A 19845-nucleotide genomic window follows, 5' to 3' on the forward strand; every position below is an offset into this window, starting at 1 on the left:
AAAGATAACTATTTTCATTGTAGAGGCTTCCCCAGCGGATGAGTACCGGATAGGCGTGACCTTTTTTGGTAAAATGATGCGTTGTTTTCACCCGGTTCGTGCCTTAAACGTGACCGGGCAGACGAAGGTTAGGCAGGCCGATAATCATCACATGGGATATGCCCGCCATCATGGGGGAGAGAGGAGCATCTAATGGCTGGATTGTAGGCGGAATAAGGTGTGTTTTATAGAATAAGGCATATACAGGGTTTCGCGGCCGTCTTGGCAGGTGAGTGCCTGCAACGAGGGTACGAAGATGATACGATTGCCGTGCTTGATATGGCGGGCGATAGGGGGAAGGATCGATGGGGATATCGAATCAGGAAGGCCGGAGCATTATCGTTGCTCAGGATGGGAGCGGGCATTGCCGCACGGTTCAGGAGGCGATTGACCTGGCGCCGGCGGGATCGGCGGGGAACTGGACCGTCATCAGGATAAAGCGTGGCGTGTACAAGGAGAAGGTTCATATTGATAAGCCGTTTCTTTATTTAAAGGGAGAGCATGCGAATGACACAATCATTACCTACAATGACTATGCCAGAAAGCGGTTCCCGGACGGCTCGGAGTATAAGACGTTTAACTCTTACACGATTCTATTCGGGGCGGATGATATCGTGGCTGAGGATATCACCTTTCGCAATGATGCGGGGCGGGGCGAGCTGGTCGGGCAGGCGCTCGCGGCTTATGTGGACGGGGATCGTGTCTGTTTTCGCGAATGCCGGTTTATCGGGCATCAGGACACGCTGTTCACCGGTCCGTTGCCGGACAAGCCGCTGCAGGGCGGAAGCTTCGGCGGACCGCGGGAGGGAGAGCCAAGGAGAGCGGTTCACCGGCAGTGGTATGATCGCTGCTACATTGAGGGCGACGTTGATTTCATATTCGGTTCGGCTACGGCTGTTTTTACAGCATGCGATATCTACTCCGCAATCGTCTAACCGAGGAGAACCAGGCGAATGTTAAGCTTCATCCTCATATCAGCGGCTGGGTAACGGCAGCGTCGACGCCGGAGGGTAGAAGCTACGGCTACGTGTTTATAGATTGCAGGCTGATTGGCGACGCCCCCCCGGAGAGTGTCTATCTGGGCCGACCGTGGCGCAATGATGCGAAGGTCGCTTATATCCGCTGCTGGATGGGGGCGCATATCCGGCGCGAAGGATGGGACAACTGGAACAAACCCGAAAGTGAAGCCACCGTCACGTATGTAGAATATGAGAGCAGCGGCCCAGGGGCGGTCTCTCACGGGCGTGTCCCCTGGTCAGCTCAGATTGACGAGGCAGAAGCCGAGAGCTACGCGCTAGGCAGCGTACTAAGCGAGGGCGGGTCGTGGGACTGGGAGAAGCGGAGGCTGACTTAAAGGAAGAAGGGGAGCGCACCTGCATATTCTGCGCTCACCCTTCTTGCCTGTATTTGCTCCGATATTGTCCAGGGGTCATGCCTTCAAGCTTCCGGAAGGAACGAATGAAGTTCTGGGAATTGTTATAGCTTAACTTCTCGGCAATTTCCTTAATCGGCATATCGGTTTCAACGAGCCATTTTTTTGACATTTTGAATCGGTACTGGGTCAGATACTCGCTGAAGGACATATTGGTTTCCTTCTTAAACACACTGCTCAGATAAAAATTGTTATAGTGCAGACGGGAAGCACATTCTTCAAGTGTAATGTTGCGGTCGAATTCGTTGCGGATCATTTCGATCATTTGCTCGGACAAGTTCTGGTATTGCGACTGCTGCCGGTCGCGGAACACTTTCACCATCGGCTGAATGACTCGGGTATGGAACCATCTCTCGATGTCGGAGCTTGTGTACAGCTTCAGCAGCTCCTCGACAAGGGAGCCGTCCTGGATATGGACCTGCTCCAGCATAATCCCGCTCTCCTGCATGACAATCATCAGATCATTCAACAGCCGGATCAGTGAGATTTGATATTCATGCGGAGTCCGGTCTTTGTGAAATACATCGGACAGCCACTGTCCAAGCAACTCCAGCGCGCGTTCCTCATCGGCCAGCTTGATCGCGTCGATCAGCTCGTTCTCCACCTGAGTCGGATAGAAGTACACGCGGGTATGTTTCCCGGAGTTCAGACTGTGATAAGGAATGATGACGCCTGTGCCAAGCTTGATCCGGTGCTTTAGCGCCTCAAGCCCTTCCTGATAAGCGCGCGCAGTTTTGAACAGATTGCTGTACGGCAGGCTGATGCCGATGCTGACATCCAGATCAAGAAAGGAACGGGTCGTTTTCTGAATTTCCTCGGACAGCTTGTAGATATAGTCGTTGAATTGCTCAAGGGTGATCTCGCCGCGCCCGATCAGGGTAACCTGGGTTTGATCAATAATGACCGACGGGAGCCTGTGCTCGGACGGTATAATTTCTTCAATCATGTTATGAATGGCAAACAGCAGCAGGTCGCTGTCCTTTCGTTCATAACGGGTTTCGTCCAGCATATCGATCTGGAGGGTAAAGACCGCCATACGCTCCCACTTCGATACCAGTTCCCGGTAACCGAACAGCTCGATCTGCTCTTCCGCCTCGGGAGCATTGATCTTGCCCAGAAACAGCTTGTGCAGGAAGAAGGTGCGAACCTGCTGGCTATGCTGGCGCAGCTCGTTGCGAAGCTGCGTGTTGGACTGGAACATGTCACGGATATGTTCATCGATAATTTGCAGCTCGTTCTTCTTATTCGCCTGAATTTCCGGCAGACGCTCCACAATGCTCTCGAAAATATGCCGGATCGGCGTATACATCCTGCGCGTGCCGAGCCACACAACAAGCAGGCTGAAGCCGATCATGACCAGGCAGATGTACAGTGTAAACCATCCGATGGAGCGGGATTCCTTAGTCACTGCGGCCATCTCGGTTAAGGAGGCGTACAGCCAGCCGTTGAAATCGGAACGAACATAGGTGATGGACACCGGCTTGCCGTCAATTCTCGTCTCGAACTGCCCCGACTTGCTGTCGAAGCGCTCCAAGTCTTCTTGCTCATAGCCGGTATCGGTCAAGTAACGGCCGAGCTTGCCGGGTTCCGGATGAACGACGATCCGATAATCATGGTCAAGCACCATAACCTCCCGCGTATCGGAAGGACTGTCCATCATGGCAGCAAGGCTGCAGCTTGGAATAGTCGCTACGGCTATGCCGCGCGCCTCGGAGGAGGACAGCGGCATTTTCTTCGCAAGCGTGATCGTATACGGGCAAGCATAGCTCTGGGTGTCGCTTGAGCCCAGGGATTCGGTTTCGAGAAGGAGCCAGTTCGAATTGCTTTTTAATTCCATTAACGACAGCAATGTATCACTGGAAGCGTATTCATAAAAGTCGTACATTCCCCGGTTGTTGACGAGCCAGTTCATCGTGGCGTTGGCCAGAATGACATCCGTCACCTTCGTCTCCGGTGATTGCAGCAAACTTAGTTCTTCTCTCAGCTTGTTGTAGAGCTGGAAATCATAGTAGGACAGAGGGCGATACAGCGCCTCTTGCAAAATATTGGAATTGATAACATAGTTAAGTGTATAGTCTACGGTCTTGAGGACCTGCTCCAAATTGCTGTTCGTTTGGTTCATAAGCTGGATATTGCTGCTGTTCACATGGCTTTGTACTGAGGCGGACGATTTCATAAAAGAGAAAAATCCAAGCGCGATCAACGGAATAATGCTGATGACGCAGCCGAACAGTATCATTTTGGAATAAAGACTGTTTTTTGGATGCAAAGGGTACACCTTCCCGTTTAACAAAGTGTATAATCATTGTATTGGTAACGCTCTCATGATTCAATAATCATTTCATAAAGAATAATCACTGGATTGGGATATTGTGGATTTTACGAGGAACTGTCTGCTGTTATTCGAATCATAATGCGAAATATGCTTGAGCGCGGAGGTGGGCTTGTTATGAAGGGGCGTCTATCGGGAAATGTATGGATTGTACTGTCCGGGGCTGTGTTAATAGTGATGTGTTTGCTTATGTTGCGATCGATGGCGCTGGATAATCGCACCGAAGCAGCCGGAGGAGACATCTTGTCTATCTCGATTATGGCCAATCTGCATACAGCGGAGATTCCATCCAATAAGATCAAACAGATGATCGAGGAACATACCGGCACCGAGCTTAACGTGCAGTGGGTTCCGGACGGGATCTACGATGAAAAGGTATATGCGTCGCTGACGACAGGCACGCTTCCGAAAGCACTCTATTTGAAAAATGCGGCCTCGCTGCCGTTTTTTCGTGATGAAATTCGAGCGGGCTTGTTTTGGGAGATTGGGCCGTTCATTCCTGAATATCCGAATTTATCGAGGCTGAAGCCGGAAGTGCTGAACAACACCTCGGTGGACGGCAAGCTATACAGCTTGTATCAGGAACGGGCTTTGTCGAGGCAGGGAATCATTTACCGCAAGGACTGGGCCGATCGCTTGGGACTTCAAGCGCCGACGACGCTTGATGAGCTATACCTCATGTTGAAAGGGTTTACATTTGATGACCCGGACGGCAATGGCAAGCAGGATACCTATGGCCTAACGGATCGGAATGACCTGATCTACGGGGCATTCAAGACGATTTCATCATACTTTGGCACTCCGAATGATTGGGGCTGGAAGGACGGTTCATTGCTGCCGGAGTTTATGTTTCCGCAGTATATGGAGACGATGAAGTTGTTCCGTCAGTTGCATGAGGAGGGGCTCATTAATCCGAATTTCCCGGTGACCAGCAAGCAGGATCAACAGGAGCTCTTTGTGAAGGGAAAGGCCGGTGTATACGTTGGAGCGATGGGGGATGTCATCACCCTGGAATCCAAGTTGAAGCAGCATGATCCCAGCGCTGTGCTGGATGTTCATAACCGGATTCTCGGGCCTGAGGGATATGGCATCTGGGCGAATCAAGGCTACGGAACGGTCGTGCTGTTCCCTAAATCCGCCATCGCTACCGAGGAAGAGCTGAGGCAGGTACTATCTTTTTATGACCAGCTGATGAGTCCGGAACTGGCCAATCTGATCTACTGGGGAGTGAAGGAGGAGCACTATACTATTCGGGAAGGGAAGGCGATGGCCGTGGACTCCCATTGGTTAAAGGAGAAGGAAGTAAAGCCGTATCAGTCGCTCATGATCGGAGGCTTCAGCACCATTCCGGGCATGCTGCAGCCGATTACCCTGAACGAAGTCAAGGAGAAAGCGGAACGGTTAATCTATGATAATGAACAATTCTTGATATATGATCCGACAGATCCACTGGAGTCTCCGCTGGATAGCGAGATTGGCGTCCGGCTGCAGGAGATCATCCGGGATGCTACGTACCAATTTATGATCGGGATGCTGGATGAAGCCGGGTTCCAGGCGGAGGTGGAGCGGTGGCTGCAGCAAGGCGGGGAGAGAATTATCCGGGAATATAATGAGGCTTATGCTCAAACGGCCGGGACGTTGTCACCGGATTAAATGAAGGGAGCCAGACTAGGGCCAGGGCCAGCGGCTTGACATGATGAAAGGCTTATTCGCACAAACATAAATGTAGCCGCGACTGTAGGCAAATGCCTGATATTACATACACGCAACCGATCTTTTAAGCCGCTTGAATTCGCACGCGCTCACCCTATGACGCGGAATTCAAGCGGCTTGTTCTTCGTCTGCTGCCTGTCCCCAACGGGATCCTTGGAACCGTGATAATCATTAGATTAGTTTTCCGCTCCTTTGGATGGAGCGGAAACGATGGAATGGCGTGCACGGCGCATCCCCAATCTCAAGATTATATACGTACCGGGAGGCGGTGTTTTAAGCTGTTCCTGTCAACATTTCAAATTTCAATTAAAACGGAGGTCAGAAAAAATGAAAAAGACAAAAGCCAGCACTGTCTTGGCAATTGTAACCGCTTTAGCGGTATTGGCCGGCTGTGGCGGAGGCGGAGGAAGCGCATCCGGAACGAAGCAGCAGGGCAGCGGCGCTCAGGGAGAGAGCGATCAGCCAGTAGCCATCACGATTATGGCTAACCTCCACACCCCGGAAGTTCCTTCAGACAAAATCGAGAAATTAATTGAAGAGAAAACAAACACGAAGCTAGAGATTCAGTGGGTTCCAGACGGCACGTACGATGAAAAGGTGAATGCATCCTTTGCTACCGGCACGCTGCCGCAGGTAACGCTGCTGAAGAATGCCGCCTCTCTTATTAATATGAGAGATGCAATCCGCAACGGGCAGTTCTGGGAAATTGGGCCTTATCTTCAGGACTACCCGAATTTGAGCAAATTGAAACCGGAAGTATTGAAGAACACGGCGGTGGACGGCAAAATCTACGCCATCTATCGCGAGGTGCCGCTATCCCGTCAGGGCATCATCTACCGCAAGGACTGGGCTGACAAGCTTGGACTCGGCGCTCCGACAACGATTGACGAGTTCTACGAGATGCTGAAGCAGTTCAAGGAGAACGATCCGGACGGCAACGGACAGAACGATACGATCCCGCTCACCGACCGCAACGATCTCGTCTACGGCGCATTCAAGACGGTAAGCTCCTGGTTCGGCACGCCGAACAACTGGGGTGAGAAGGACGGCCAGCTTCTGCCTGAATTCATGTTCCCTGAGTACGTGGAAACGATGAAGTTCTTCAAGAAGCTTCATCAGGAAGGGTTGATCAATCAGGACTTCCCGGTGACAAGTAAAACCGACCAGCAGAACTTGCTGACCACAGGCAAAGCAGGGGTATATATCGGTGCAATGGGCGATGTGTCCAGCTTAGAGCCGAAGGTGCTGGAGATTAATCCGGATGCGGAGCTTGACGTGCAGAACAAAATTGACGGTGGTCCAAACGGCTTTGGCGTATGGTCCGTACCAGGGTACGGTTCGGTGACCCTGTTCCCGAAAACGGCGATCAAGACAGAGGAAGAGCTCAAGCAAGTGCTGTCCTTCGTGGATCAGCTGATGAGCCCCGAACTGGCGAACCTGATCTACTGGGGAATCGAGGGCGAGCACCACACGCTTGAGGACGGTCAGGTCATTACAACCGAAGACACGAAGCTTTGGGATCGCGAAGTGAAGCCTTATCAGGTGCTTCAGGTCGGCGGACCGCTCACGGTTGAAGGCTTTCTGGAAGCGAAGCATACAAGACCGGTGAAAGCCAAAGCTGAGGCGCTCATTGTGGAGAACAATGATTTCCTGATCGAAGACCCTGCTGCAGCGCTCGATTCCAAAACCTATAACGAAAAAGGCGTGCAGCTCCAAGAGCTTATCAAGGATGCAACCTACCGCTTCATGCTTGGCGATATCGACGAGGATGGCTTCCAGGCCGCTGTGGACAACTGGCTGAACAGCGGAGGCCAACAGATCATCGATGAATTCAACGCATCAAACGAGGCTTCGAAATAACAGTACACGAGTATCCCGTCTCCCGAAGACCGAGCAGCCCGCTCGGCCTTCGGGTATTGTCGGGAACAGAAAGGAAGTCGAGGATCATGAGTGAGACAGCTGTGAGCACCGGGATGAATCCAGATGTAGATGTAAAGCCGCCCAAGCAAGATTCAGGACGGATGAAGCGAATAATCAAAAACCGAGCTATCTATATGATGATTCTTCCCGGGTTCTTATACTTCCTGATCTTTAAATACATCCCGATGTCGGGATTGGTAATTGCTTTTCAGGACTATCAAGCATTTCTGGGAGTAATGAACAGCCCCTGGGTAGGGTTCAAGCATTTCGAACGTCTGTTCACAGAGCCGATGTTTTTTACGATATTAAGCAATACCTTAATACTGTTCATGATGAATCTTTTGTTCTATTTTCCGGTGCCGATCATTCTCGCCTTGATGCTGAATGAGGTGCGGCGCGAAGTATTCAAGCGTTTTATCCAGACGATGGTATACATTCCTCACTTCATGTCGTGGGTCATCATCGTATCGATTTCATTTGTCATGCTGTCCATGGACCGCGGGATCATCAATGAGCTGCTGGCGATGATGGGCTTTGAGAAAATCAATTTCCTGATGAGCAGCGACTGGTTCAGGCCAATGTATGTGCTCCAGGTCATATGGCGTGAAGCCGGCTGGGGGACAATTATCTATCTGGCAGCGATGGCGGCGATTGACCCGGGATTGTACGAGGCTTCCCGCATCGACGGGGCCAGCAGGTTCCGCCAAATCTGGCATATTACCCTTCCTTCGATCCGCAGTGTCATCGTGGTGTTGCTGATTTTGAAGATCGGGGATGTGCTGGAGCTTGGATTTGAGCATGTCTATCTGCTGCTGAACTCGATGAACCGGGAAGTGGCGGAAATATTCGATACGTATGTATATACCGCAGGGCTTCGGCAGGGGCAGTTCAGCTTCAGTACGGCGGTCGGATTCTTCAAGTCGATCATCGGTCTGATTATGGTAATGCTGGCCAACTGGCTGGCCAAAAAAGCCGGCGAAGAGGGCATCTATTAAGATGAGAAAGGTGGAGCGCTATGGTACATGACAAAACAATACCGAGCCGGATTTTCGATATCGTCAATTATACGCTATTGTTGATTATCGGCCTCGTTACAATTCTGCCTTTCCTGCATGTCATCGCCGGTTCGTTTACGACGGTGGCTGAGCTGGCACAGAAGCGGTTTGTCCTGTTCCCGACGGAATGGTCGCTGGACGCTTACAGATATATATTTTCAACGAATACCATATTCAAATCCCTTGGCGTTTCTGTCGGGGTCACGTTCTTCGGCACGATGTTCAGCATGCTGCTGACATGTCTGATGGCCTATGGCCTGTCTCGCAAAGATTTGGACGGACGCAATTTCATTATGTTCATGGTCGTATTTACGATGCTGTTCAGCGGCGGCATGATCCCGACCTTCCTCGTGGTGAAGGAGCTTGGCATGATCGATACGTATGCGGCGCTGATCGTACCGACGGCGATTAATGCATTCAACCTTATTATTATGAGGAACTTTTTTCAAAACCTGCCCGAAGGTCTTGAGGAATCTGCCAAAATTGACGGTGCCGGCGACTGGGGGATTTTGTTCCGGATTGTCATTCCGCTGTCCATGCCTGCGATTGCAACGATTTCGCTGTTCTATGCCGTGACCTACTGGAACACGTACATGCAGGCGATTCTGTATCTGAATGACGGAGCCAAGTGGCCGGTGCAGGTTATTTTGCGCCAGATCGTTATCCTGGCCAGCGGGCTGACCGCCGACACCTCCAGCATGGAGGACTTTGTCCGGCCGCCAGAGCAGACGGTGAAGATGGCGGTTATCGTGGTGGCGACGCTTCCGATTTTGTGCGTATATCCGTTCTTGCAGAAGCATTTTGCCAAGGGGGCCCTGCTCGGCTCGATTAAAGGATAATAAGGAAAACTCGGAGGAGCTCTCATGGAGAACAAGCTGTACGCGCCTATTATTGGCGGGAACTACGCCGATCCTTCCATTATTCGGGTCGGTGAAGATTATTATATGACGCATTCTTCCTATAAGCTGACACCTGGACTCATCATTTGGCATTCCCGGGATCTGCTCCATTGGACGAAAGTTGGCGCTGCGCTGACCCGCTATGGCGGGGATGTGTGGGCGCCCGATTTTGCCGTGCATAACGGGCGCTACTATATCTATTATCCTGCCGGAGGGACGAACTGGGTCGTAACGGCGGAGCATCCGGCCGGTCCGTGGAGTGAACCGGTCAATCTCGGAATTAAGGGGATTGACCCTGGTCATACGGTTGGTCCGGACGGTAAGCGCTATCTGCATATGTCCGGCGGATACATTGTTGAATTGAGCGATGACGGACTGTCGGTGGCCGGCGAGGCAAGGGAAATCTACGAGGGCTGGCGCTATCCGGAGGATTGGGTGGTCGAAGGGTACAGCCTGGAAGGCCCTAAGGTCACCTATCATAACGGCTATTACTATTTGACCGTGGCCGTCGGAGGGACAGCCGGTCCGCCTACGAGCCATATGGCGGTGTCATCAAGGTCCAGGACGCCTTGGGGACCGTGGGAGCATTCCCCGTATAATCCGGTGGTCCGCACCTGGAGCAAGGAAGAGGCGTGGTGGTCCAAGGGACATGCATCGCTTATTGATGCACCGGACGGGCAATGGTGGATGGTCTATCATGCCTATGCAAGCGGCTATCATACGCTCGGAAGACAGACGCTGCTGGAGCCGATTGAATGGACAGAAGACGGCTGGTTCCGCGCGGCTGGCAAGGCAGAAGCCAATCCGGCTGCTGAAGCCTTCAAGTTCCAAGATTCCTTCCAGGAACCGGGCCTTTGCCTGGAGTGGCAGACAGAAGGCACAGAACCGGAACAGCGTTTTCGAACCGGTCCGGGTGGGCTGATTGCGTCCGGAGCTTCGGAGAAGGAGCGGCACTCGCCTTTATTTTATATGCCGGCGCACAAGCGGTATATGGCAGAGGTAGAGGTTGCGCTGGAAGGGGAAGTCGAGGGGAGGCTCTTGCTGTATTACAACGACTATGCCTATTTGGGGCTTGGTGTACACGGCGGCGGAGTGCGGTTTTTCCGTTCCTTCAAAAATTATGCCACGATGCCAAGCGACAGCGGATACGCCTGGGTGCGGATCGTGAATGATGAGCACATCGTTTCTTTTTATTACAGTTTTGATGGCACGAAGTGGATGAAGTATGACAAGGTGGTGGACGCATCAGGCATGCACCATAATACGCTCGGCGGGTTTCAGAGCCTTCGCATCGGACTGGATGCCGTGGGCCGCGGCAAGGCGGTCTTCCGAAAATTCACTTATAAAGAGCTATAACTAGAGACGAAAGAAGGGAACGGAATGAAGCGGCGATTGGATGGTATTCTTGAACGGGGAGACGGATTGTTTGACGGCTTTTTTGAATGGCTTGAGGGCCAATACGATCCGGACTCCGGAGGCTTCTATTATGCGCGCAGTTCAAGGGATTCCGGGGAGTTTGTGCCGGATATCGAATCAACGGCTCAGGCGCTGAACATTATCGAGCGCTGCGGGCTTACCCCATACCTGACAGAGGACATGAAGAAGGGCGTTGTCCGTTTTTTTCAGAGCAGACAGGACCCAGAGACGGGGTATTTCTATGATGCCAATCCGAATATGAGACAAGACGACGTGATGGTGGGCCGCGCGCTCGGATACAGTCTTAGGGCACTCCGTAAATTCGGCGCGGAGCCGCTGTATCCGCTGCCGGGCAGCAGCCTTGGAGATGCGGCGAGTTCATTTCCGGATTACTGTCAATCGCCTGAAGCGTACGGCGAGTGGCTTCGCTCGATCAGTCTCGCAAACAGCTGGCGCGGCTGCGACAGGCTGTGCAACTCCGCTCCTTATTTAGCGCAGATGGAGGAGGAGAAGCGTGAGCCGTTTTTGCAGCAGGCGCTGTCTTATTTTGCAAGCATACAGAATCCAGAGACGGGACTCTGGGGCGAAGGCGCTCCCTACGTTCAAATATCCGGAACCTTTAAGCTGTTGACGTTCTACAGCAAATTTGAAGTGCCGCTTCCGCGTACTGAACAAATTTACAATGCGCTGCTTCATGCATTGCGGCATGAAACCGCATCGGACATGTGTTATATCCGCAATCCGATCAGTCTGCTATCGGCGATCCATGTCCCGATGACCGAACAGGAGTTGACTGAGATCGCGGAGATCACACTGGACAACATGGCACGGCTTAAGCGAACGGATGGCGGTTTTTCCAGAGAGATTGACCATTCACCGCCGGCGCCGAATGTGGCCCAGGTTAAAAAGGGTGAGTATTACCCCGACATGCCGGCAGCGGTTCCGATCGGGAAAGGAGAGGTTGAAGGGGATATGAACGCCGGTACGCAGGCTGTTCTCATCCGCTATTCCCTGCGGCAAATTGCCGGACTGGATGAACAGATGCTGCCGGCTGCAAAGGTCTGGCTGTCCACCAGGCTTACCTCGGCGGATGGGTAGTTTCGGCAGATGGATCCGGGGGTCCGGGAGATCTTCTCCGGACAACCAGCTCTCCGAAGAAGCGCGTATCACCCTGTTCAACCACGGCATCTATCAATTCGGGAACGCTTTGGCGGCGATTTTGGTCAACCTGTATTTGTGGCGGCTCACGAGCGATCTATGGGTCAACGGAGTGTTCAATCTGATGACGCTGGCGGTGGCGCCGATGGCCTCGATTCTGATCGGAAAGGCAGCCAAGCAGAGGGACCGGCTGCTTGCCTATCGGCTGGGGATATATCTGACGGCGCTATTCTATCTGTGTATCCTGATTGCCGGTGAGCGGATGGTGGATTGGTATATCGCCTTTGCCCTTTTGAAAGGGATCTCCACCGCTTTTTACTGGCTTGGGCATTTCACGATGATTCAGGATGTGACAGATCATGAGAACCGGCACCGCTACCTCGGGCTGAATCTCATTATTACCAACGTCTCGCTGTTGGCTGGACCGGCGCTGGCCGGCGTGATCGTCGGATGGTCCGACGGGTTTCAAGGCTATACCTATGTGTATCTTTTGGCTTTTCTGATGTTTGCTTATGCCTCGGTGAACAGCCTGAAAATGAAAAGACGGGAAACCCAGCATAAAGCCTATTATTTAAAATATGCGCTACAAATCATGCGGAAATATCCGGCTTATTACCGGTCCTTGCTGGGCTGGTTTGTGTTCGGGCTTCCACAAGGAATCCTCGCCTATATTCCGGCGATCTTGCTCTATCAGGCTGTGCCGAGGGAGGCCTTTGTCAATTACATGAATGTTGTCTTTTTGAGCGTTACGATCCTGTCAGGGTTTGCGCTGGCCAAATGGGGGCGGCCCGGGCTGAACAACCTGTATTTGAACATCGCTGCAGCCGGCTTCATTATCGGCTCGATCCCGCTGTTTGCCGGAATTGAGCTGTGGTCGGTCATTTTGTTCATGCTGTTGTTCTCTTGTGTAAAGCCGCTGCAAAACAACGCATATACCTCTTACTACTACAAGCTTAGCGGAGATCTTCCGCTCGGAGAGCATTTCAAGGTGGAGGCGGTGGTGCTGCGCGAAACGTTCACCAATGCCGGAAGATGTGCGGGCGTTATTCTGTACATGCTGATTTCGGTCCAGCTGGAGCAGGGCGCGCTGGTATGGGTGCTGACGGGCATTGCGCTGCTTCAGCTGCTGGTCGGCTGGTTGGCCTCGCCTTCGTTCCCGGCGTTCCGTATAGGAACCCTGCACAGGGACAACCGCAGTCCGGGTCTGGACGGAAAGGAAATGTAGCGGCAGCTACCAGATTCCCGGAATTCGCCCGGGATCAGCGGTTTTGCAGCAAGCGGGCCGCCCCAGTATAAACAGTCGCAAAAAGGATGCGGTAGGAGTAGGAGAACGATAGGCCTGCGGCGAAGTAGATACGGGAAATGATCGGCTGAAGGAAGCGAGGCTGAGCATGGATCTGTGAAGCGGCAGGCGGTGTACTGTCCGGGGAAACTCGGGAGGAGCAATGGATCACAAGCGAAGGAGGAATGGTTATTTATGGCACCCATCGGAGTATGGGAAGCGGCAGAGCCGGGCGTGAAACGGAAGCTGTTCCAGCCGGGAAAAGAACTGATGATGATGGAGGTTCATTTCGAGGAGGGAGCCATCGGCGCTTTGCATCGACATCCCCATGAACAGATGAGTTATTGCTTGAAAGGTTCTATCGAATTCTATATTGATGGCGAAATAACGGTCATCCGCGAAGGGGATACCATTGTCATCCCCGGCAATGCGGAGCATGGCGTCAAGGCGCTGGAGCCATCGGTCCTGCTGGACACATTCACACCGCTCAGACTGGACCTGCTTGCCAAGGGACAAGGGTGAAGAAGGAGCGGAAATGAAAGGGAGTCAGCCCACGTCCTAAGCTTCATGCATCGATGATCATACGCCAGACTGCTCCAGGGTCTTATAGCAGACTCTGGAGGCTGGCAATATAACCGAGAGGAGCTGCAGTGGATGAAACTATGGGAGAATATACAGCAAACCCCAGGCTATGAACCGGGAGAAGGGGCATTTGTGCCTGAAATAACGCCTTATCTGATTGAGGATGGAGTCGTTCGGGGCGCGGTGCTTGTGCTGCCTGGCGGTGGATACAGGCTCAGAGCGGATCATGAAGGGGAGCCGGTGGCCAAATGGCTGAACTCCATCGGTTTGTCGGCGTTTGTGGTGCATTATCGTGTGTCACCGTACCAGCATCCTTATCCGCTTCTGGATGCCAAACGAGCGATCCGACTTGTGCGATACCATGCCCAGGAATGGAACATCGATCAGAATCGTATCGGTATTCTGGGCTTTTCTGCTGGAGGGCATCTGGCCGCATGTGCAAGTACGCATTTTGATAAAGGGGATCCAGAGGCATCTGATCCGGTTGAACGGGAGAGCTCCCGTCCCGACATTTCGGTGCTGTGCTATCCGGTCATCTCATTCAAGCAATTTACGCATGAAGGGTCGGTAAGCCACCTGTTGGGGGATCATCCGACTGAGGCATTGCGGCGCGAGCTGTCCGGAGAACTCGCGGTCCAGCCGAACACGCCGCCGGCGTTTCTATGGCATACGGCCGACGACAGTGCAGTTCCGGTCGAGAACAGTCTGTTGTATGCGGGAGCGTTAAGTAAACATCATATTCCGTTCGGGCTTCACGTCTTCCCGCATGGACGACATGGACTTGGCCTGGCCGAGGATGTGCCGGATGTATCGCGGTGGACAAGCTTATGCGAGGAGTGGTTAAGAACGATCGGTTATCTAAAGGAGTAGGAAAAAGCGAGCTCTTCTCCATGATCGGACATGAGATCATGAAGGGTTCATCCAGAAGATAAGAAACAAGCTCATCTGAATCATGGCGATTCGGATGAGCTTGTTGTTTATATAGGTTCGCTGCTGATGAGGTAGTCCGCGAATCAGGCCCGTCCTCTGATCTCTTGGCGCAGGAACATCACGTATGAAATGGCAAAGCAGATCAGCGTGGCTGCAGTGAGGCCGGTAATTTGCGGCCACACGAGCAGCAGGCTTTGGCCGAATGGAAGCGGGCTGGCGATGGCGCCATATACCTGTTCGGTCGTCAGCGGCCCCAAATTTCGGATTGACGGCATCAGCAAGGTGCTCGCCGCCTCGTTAAACAGCGTGTACGGGGACAATCTTCCCAGCCATAGCATCATATTTTGATAGTTCAGCACATCATTCATCGTGGCGGTTGCGGCGTTCGGGGCTATGCCTCGGGCCAGCAGGTTCAGAATCATGTCAAAAAAGAAGCTGAAGAACAGCCACACCGCGATGCTGGAGAGCGCGGAGGTTGCCGGCTGGCGGAACCGCACCGAGAACGTGATGGACAGGTTGAGCCAGAAGGCGACGTAAAAGATCGTCACCACCAGAAAGCTGATCACCCGCAAAAATTCCTCGAAAGTAGGCGGGATGCCGATAATGAGTGTGCCGAGCGCCATCGTAAGCAAACCGAGCGTCAGAAACATCAGGCTGATGACCATGAGGGAAGCAACAAATTTGGCATTGAGCAGATCGTCGCGGTGGATCGGCTGGGCCATAATCCGGCTCAGTGTTCCCTTGTTGCGCTCGCTGTTGATAGCGTCAAATCCCATGCCGATTCCAAGCAGCGGGCCGAGAAACCCGACAAAGCCGATGAAGGTTGGGAGCGTGCCATCCGAGATGGTAAACAGCTTCAGAATGACAAAGTCATTCGTTTCGCTGTCCGAGCGGATCGCTTCCTGAATGCTGTTCATGGCCGTGTACAGCGACGCTACGCAAGTCAGGGCGATAATGCCAAGCAGCAGAATAAAACGCCAGCTCCGAATATGATCGGCCACTTCCTTGCGGATCAGTACCCCGAATGGAGATGGACCCGAATGATGCGCTCGCACGGAGTCACGGGCGGAAGGGCCCGGCCGTTTCGATAGCGACTGTTTCACTTTGGCGGCCAGACTGCTTGCGCTTGCTCCGAGGCTTTTAAGCTTGGCTGTAATGCTTGCTGTCGCTCTTCTCTCCATGCTTGTCGTCACCTCCTGCAAAATAACGATGGTAAATTTCGTCGAGGCCATATTGCTGTCTGCTCAGGGAGAACAGCCTTCCACCGCCCTCAACAATTCTTCTGGCAACTTCCGGACTGCAGTCTGTGCTTGAACGGATAATGAGCCTCACCGCAGTGTCCGGTTCAGGCACATCCGCTTCTGCCGGGCTGTTATCTGCTTGCAAGGAAGCGCCAACCTCCAGATGATGCACGCCCTCGATGCTTCGGATTTCATCCTGGAGGCGGGAGCTGTATCCGTCCATCTCGGCGGTGATGATAATCGGATCATCGGCAAACAAGGTGCGCGAGAGGCTTGAAACGTCGCCTTGAGCCAGCAGCTGCCCGCGGACGAACAGACCGACACGGTCGCAGATTTGCTGCACCTGATGCAGCTGGTGGGATGACAGGAGCACCGTCAGGTGCTGCTCGCGGCTGAGCTTTCTTATGAGGCCGAGCAGCTCCTCCATCCCTGTCGGGTCAATCCCGAGCGTAGGCTCATCGAGAATGATGATCTCGGGCGATTTCACCAGCACATCAGCCAGGCCGAGCCGCTGGCGCATCCCGCGGGAATAGGCTCCCGCTTTTTTATTCGCGGCATGAGTCAAGCCAACCTGCTCCAGCAGCTCTGTCGCTCTGCCGCGGGCTGTCTCCTCCGGGATGCCGTTCAAGCGAGCAGTGAGCATCAAATTCTCAAACCCGGTTCGATCTTCATAGAATCCGACATCGTCGGGCAAGTATCCGACCCGCCGCTTGACCGGAATCGGTTCTCTTGTCGGATTAAGCCCGAGGACGTTGATCGTCCCGGAATCCGGCTCACTCAGCCCAAGCAGCATCAGAATGGTAGTGGACTTGCCGGCGCCGTTCGGACCGAGCAGACCGAAAATCTCGCCGCGCTGGATTTGAAGAGACAGACCGTCAACCGCTTTGGTTCCGTTGTAGCTTTTGGTTAACTCGTGAATATCAATGACCGTTTCCGTCACGGTTATCTCCTCCCGTACGTGCGAATCAAATAGTAGATCCCTCCGAGTATCGCCAGAATGACAAGCACCCCGATCCATCCCCACAGCATGGAGCCTTTCACGGCGATGCGGAATTGCGCATTTGAGCTGGCTTCAGCAGCGGAAGCCTTCAGGCTGGTCACATAATCGCCGGCAATGGCTTTGTCGCTAGCGGTGATTTTGGCTTCAACTGTCGTGGACTGCCCTGCAGCCAGGCTTTCGATCGTTTTCGGATTGAAGGTAACCTCCCAATCCACCGGAGCTTCGGAACTAAGGTTGATGTCGCTCAGATCGGCGGTGCCTGTATTTTTTACTAGCAATTCGATCGTTTTGCTGCCACCGGCGGTTACATTGGAGCTCAGCAGGCCGCTAGGTGTCGTAAGCTGAAGCCCGTAAGAACCGGTAATGACCGCTTCCAAGGTCAGTTCAGAGGAGGTGGACTGGTTGGATGCCCGAATCGGAATGGAATACGTGCCTTGCGTCACTTCGGCTGGCGGCTTGACGTCCACGGTGATGGACTGGCTTTGTCCCGCCTCAATCTCGACGGAGGACACCTGGTTGCCACCGGACGTAAACTTCACGTCCCAGCCCGGTTCGCCGCTCGCTTGCAGCGCATAGTTCTGGGTTTCCGCGGTTCGGTTCTGCAAGTTTACGGTATACGTAAACGTGGAATCGGCATGTCCCTCCAGATTGGCCTGATCTGTGGTCAGCTCGGTTTGATACGTTCCTTTTTCCGTAATTTCGACTGTCAAAGGCAGACTGGCCATGCTGCCGGCCGTTAATTGAAAACGATAAGACCCTTTGTCAATTTCAAGCGGTACCCCGACCTCCAGCGTCACGGACTCGGACTCTCCAGGCTTGACGGACACTTCCTTCAGCTGCCAGCCCCCGCTGTTCAGCTTGGCGGTCCAGTTCTCCGGCAGACCCGACAGCTGGAGCGGGGCCGTGACGACACTGTTGGTGTTGTTGTATACCTCTACGCTATAGTTGATTGTCTCCCCCGGCGGAACGGAAATCGAGGTATATGGGGTGTACAGTGTCACTTCACCCGCGGCAAAGGCCGACTTTCCATTCGTAAACAGGCTTGCCCCCAGCACGAATAGGAGCAGCAAACTCAGCAGTTTCATTTTGGATTTGGATACATTCATGAACTACCCCTCCTGATTTTTATGTGGTCATAAAGGGTACGAATGACGCGCAGAAGTGGATTTACAACAAAGCTTAAAAGAAGCTAAAAAATTCATTAAAAGAACATGAAAAGCCCGGAACAGGATTCAAAACAACGAACAGTTTTGCTAAAATGTGATCGAAAAAATTCGGCTGATCCATAAAGGAAAGGGGATAAGGAGGAGCTTGGGATGAACGACAATCCTGAGATATGGCTGGCGGAGATTGCCGAGGGGTCGGCGGCGGCCTTTGGACGCTTCTATGAAGCCTACGCCAAAATGGTGTACCGGCTGGCCTTCCAGTTTACGAAAGATGCCGCCGAAGCGGAGGACTTATGCCAGGATATATTCATGGAAGTGCTGCATAAAGCAGAGCAATATGACCCGGATCGGGGCAGTGTCGAGGCATGGCTTGCAGTAAGAACGCGCTGTAGAGCGATGGACCGGCTGCGGCGGAAACAGCGTCTGGCGATCACGGAATGGAGCGAGGATACGCTGCCGGAGACGTTGTGGACGGGGGAACGGGAAGCTGTGGAGGTTGCTGCCCTGAGGCAGGTCGAGCTGGAGCAGGTGAAAAAGGCATTGAAAACCATACCGCCGATGCAGCGAATGGCCGTCTACGGAAGCTATGTGGAGCAGATGTCGCACCGGGAGATGGCCGAACTGATGAAGCGGCCTGTAGGCACTGTGAAATCACTGATCCGATACGGCATACAGAACGTAAGAAAGCGACTGGATATCGTCAGCGGGAAGGAAGGAGGGGGCTCGGAGCATGAAACATTCAAAGTCCGGCCTTGAATATCTTGCTGAGCAGTACCCCGGCTGTCCGCTTTATCCGGAAGAGAAGCTGGTGGATTACGCGATGGGCCGGCTCTCAGCGCTCGAGTCACACCATCTGGAGCGCCATCTTGCCACATGTGCCCGTTGTGCCGGCACGGTCGTGGAGTGGCAGAACTTGCTTGGCGCCGAAGCGGGAGCCATTACGCATGATATGCCGCTCGGAACCGCAGCCACTAGCCAGGAGGGAGTTATGGTCAGGGATGGGGACGAGCATGCTGCATATGACTATATACCTTCGGTTGCGGAATGGAATCTTACGAGCGATGCATATCCAGGAGTGACAGCCGCACATGAGCCATCGGACCGATTAAGGAGCAAGCTGATGCGCGCCGCATATAAACGCGCGATTGTGAGAAGAATCAAATCCAGGCCATGGCCATTCATTGCCAGTCAGGCATTGGCGGGTGCGCTGCTCGTGATGCTTGTCATCGGTTTGTTCTCGTTCAAGAACGATCTGGGCCAACAGGAAGCGACCTTTGAGCATACGGTGAACCAGCGAATCGCCCATATGCAGAGCGAGGATACCGAACGATATGTCATTCAACCGGTAGGGCCTTTCTATGGCAGCGGATCGGTATGGCTCAAGCGTGCTTCCGGGGAGATGCTGATCGTTGTAAAGGGCCTGCACTCTCTGGAGGAGAAGGACTACCAGGTCTGGCTCCAGAACGGCAATCAACTGTCGAGTGCCGGATTTATGCTCGTTCCGGGGCCGCAAGGAAGAAGCTATTATTATGGTGTTGTGACGGGAGATGCCGAGCGAATCGTGGTCAGCATGGAGCCCAAGGGAGGCAGCCTGAGACCGACGGGACCGGAGGCGGTGCTGGTTGAGATGAGAAGGTAGAGCAGATGTAGAGGGGACAAGAGGATGGGGGCTTCTGCCGG

The 19845-nt window shown here is 53.3% G+C and carries 17 protein-coding genes; 13 read left to right on the forward strand and 4 right to left on the reverse strand.

Features of this window, described 5'->3' with window-relative positions; translation table 11 throughout:
* Positions 1-344: 344 nt before the first annotated feature.
* Positions 345-974, forward strand: a complete 630-nt coding sequence (locus tag CHH67_RS26995; protein WP_280523023.1) for a pectinesterase family protein — start codon at positions 345-347, stop codon at positions 972-974.
* Positions 947-1393: a pectinesterase family protein gene (locus tag CHH67_RS27000; protein WP_280523024.1), complete on the forward strand. Its 447-nt coding sequence runs from the start codon at positions 947-949 to the stop codon at positions 1391-1393. The genes CHH67_RS26995 and CHH67_RS27000 overlap by 28 nt, the downstream gene beginning before the upstream one ends.
* A gap of 34 nt (positions 1394-1427) precedes the next feature.
* Here the strand turns inward: CHH67_RS27000 and CHH67_RS00580 are convergent, their stop codons facing one another.
* Positions 1428-3740: a helix-turn-helix domain-containing protein gene (locus tag CHH67_RS00580; protein ID WP_230875540.1), complete on the reverse strand. Its 2313-nt coding sequence runs from the start codon at positions 3738-3740 to the stop codon at positions 1428-1430.
* A gap of 264 nt (positions 3741-4004) precedes the next feature.
* Between CHH67_RS00580 and CHH67_RS00585 the strand changes: the two genes are divergently transcribed.
* From CHH67_RS00585 to CHH67_RS00625, 9 genes are all read left to right on the forward strand, one after another.
* Positions 4005-5456, forward strand: coding sequence for an extracellular solute-binding protein (locus tag CHH67_RS00585; RefSeq protein WP_244908045.1), 1452 nt, complete (start codon positions 4005-4007; stop codon positions 5454-5456).
* A 387-nt stretch (positions 5457-5843) separates the two neighbouring features.
* Entirely contained in the window at positions 5844-7376 is a 1533-nt protein-coding gene (locus tag CHH67_RS00590) for an extracellular solute-binding protein (protein ID WP_095263035.1), read from the forward strand.
* Between the two features lie 86 nt (positions 7377-7462).
* Positions 7463-8431, forward strand: coding sequence for an ABC transporter permease (locus CHH67_RS00595; RefSeq protein ID WP_095263036.1), 969 nt, complete (start codon positions 7463-7465; stop codon positions 8429-8431).
* Between the two features lie 20 nt (positions 8432-8451).
* A complete protein-coding gene (locus tag CHH67_RS00600; RefSeq protein WP_095263037.1) occupies positions 8452-9330 on the forward strand; it encodes a carbohydrate ABC transporter permease in 879 nt (292 codons plus the stop codon).
* A gap of 24 nt (positions 9331-9354) precedes the next feature.
* Positions 9355-10746 (forward strand): family 43 glycosylhydrolase, encoded by a 1392-nt coding sequence (locus tag CHH67_RS00605; RefSeq protein ID WP_095263038.1) that lies wholly within the window; start codon positions 9355-9357, stop codon positions 10744-10746.
* A gap of 24 nt (positions 10747-10770) precedes the next feature.
* The gene (locus CHH67_RS00610; protein WP_095263039.1) at positions 10771-11904 is read left to right on the forward strand and encodes a prenyltransferase/squalene oxidase repeat-containing protein; all 1134 of its coding nucleotides are present in this window, start codon (positions 10771-10773) and stop codon (positions 11902-11904) included.
* Positions 11897-13189: an MFS transporter gene (locus tag CHH67_RS00615; protein WP_095263040.1), complete on the forward strand. Its 1293-nt coding sequence runs from the start codon at positions 11897-11899 to the stop codon at positions 13187-13189. Before CHH67_RS00610 ends, CHH67_RS00615 begins: the two co-directional genes overlap by 8 nt.
* Before the next feature lie 252 nt (positions 13190-13441).
* A complete protein-coding gene (locus CHH67_RS00620) occupies positions 13442-13768 on the forward strand; it encodes a cupin domain-containing protein (RefSeq protein WP_095263041.1) in 327 nt (108 codons plus the stop codon).
* A 132-nt stretch (positions 13769-13900) separates the two neighbouring features.
* On the forward strand, positions 13901-14698 hold the full coding sequence (locus CHH67_RS00625) for an alpha/beta hydrolase (protein ID WP_095263042.1): 798 nt from the start codon (positions 13901-13903) through the stop codon (positions 14696-14698).
* 143 nt (positions 14699-14841) lie between these two features.
* Here CHH67_RS00625 and CHH67_RS00630 read toward each other — a convergent pair whose 3' ends face one another.
* Genes CHH67_RS00630 through CHH67_RS00640 form a run of 3 tightly spaced genes read right to left on the reverse strand, consistent with a single transcriptional unit; the run spans position 14842 to position 18105 of the window.
* Positions 14842-15990 (reverse strand): ABC transporter permease, encoded by a 1149-nt coding sequence (locus CHH67_RS00630; protein WP_425320422.1) that lies wholly within the window; start codon positions 15988-15990, stop codon positions 14842-14844.
* A complete protein-coding gene (locus CHH67_RS00635) occupies positions 15899-16939 on the reverse strand; it encodes an ABC transporter ATP-binding protein (RefSeq protein ID WP_244908046.1) in 1041 nt (346 codons plus the stop codon). The genes CHH67_RS00630 and CHH67_RS00635 overlap by 92 nt, the downstream gene beginning before the upstream one ends.
* Before the next feature lie 2 nt (positions 16940-16941).
* Complete coding sequence (locus CHH67_RS00640; RefSeq protein WP_095263045.1) at positions 16942-18105, reverse strand: COG1470 family protein; 1164 nt, start codon at positions 18103-18105, stop codon at positions 16942-16944.
* Between the two features lie 210 nt (positions 18106-18315).
* Here CHH67_RS00640 and CHH67_RS00645 point away from each other — a divergent pair, with 210 nt between their 5' ends.
* Positions 18316-18921, forward strand: a complete 606-nt coding sequence (locus tag CHH67_RS00645) for an RNA polymerase sigma factor (protein WP_095263046.1) — start codon at positions 18316-18318, stop codon at positions 18919-18921.
* The gene (locus tag CHH67_RS00650) at positions 18896-19804 is read left to right on the forward strand and encodes an anti-sigma factor (RefSeq protein ID WP_095263047.1); all 909 of its coding nucleotides are present in this window, start codon (positions 18896-18898) and stop codon (positions 19802-19804) included. The genes CHH67_RS00645 and CHH67_RS00650 overlap by 26 nt, the downstream gene beginning before the upstream one ends.
* The last annotated feature ends 41 nt before the right edge of the window (positions 19805-19845 follow it).

It is taken from the genome of Paenibacillus campinasensis (genome assembly GCF_002272015.1).
In the GTDB taxonomy this organism is placed as follows: domain Bacteria; phylum Bacillota; class Bacilli; order Paenibacillales; family Paenibacillaceae; genus Paenibacillus_AQ; species Paenibacillus_AQ campinasensis.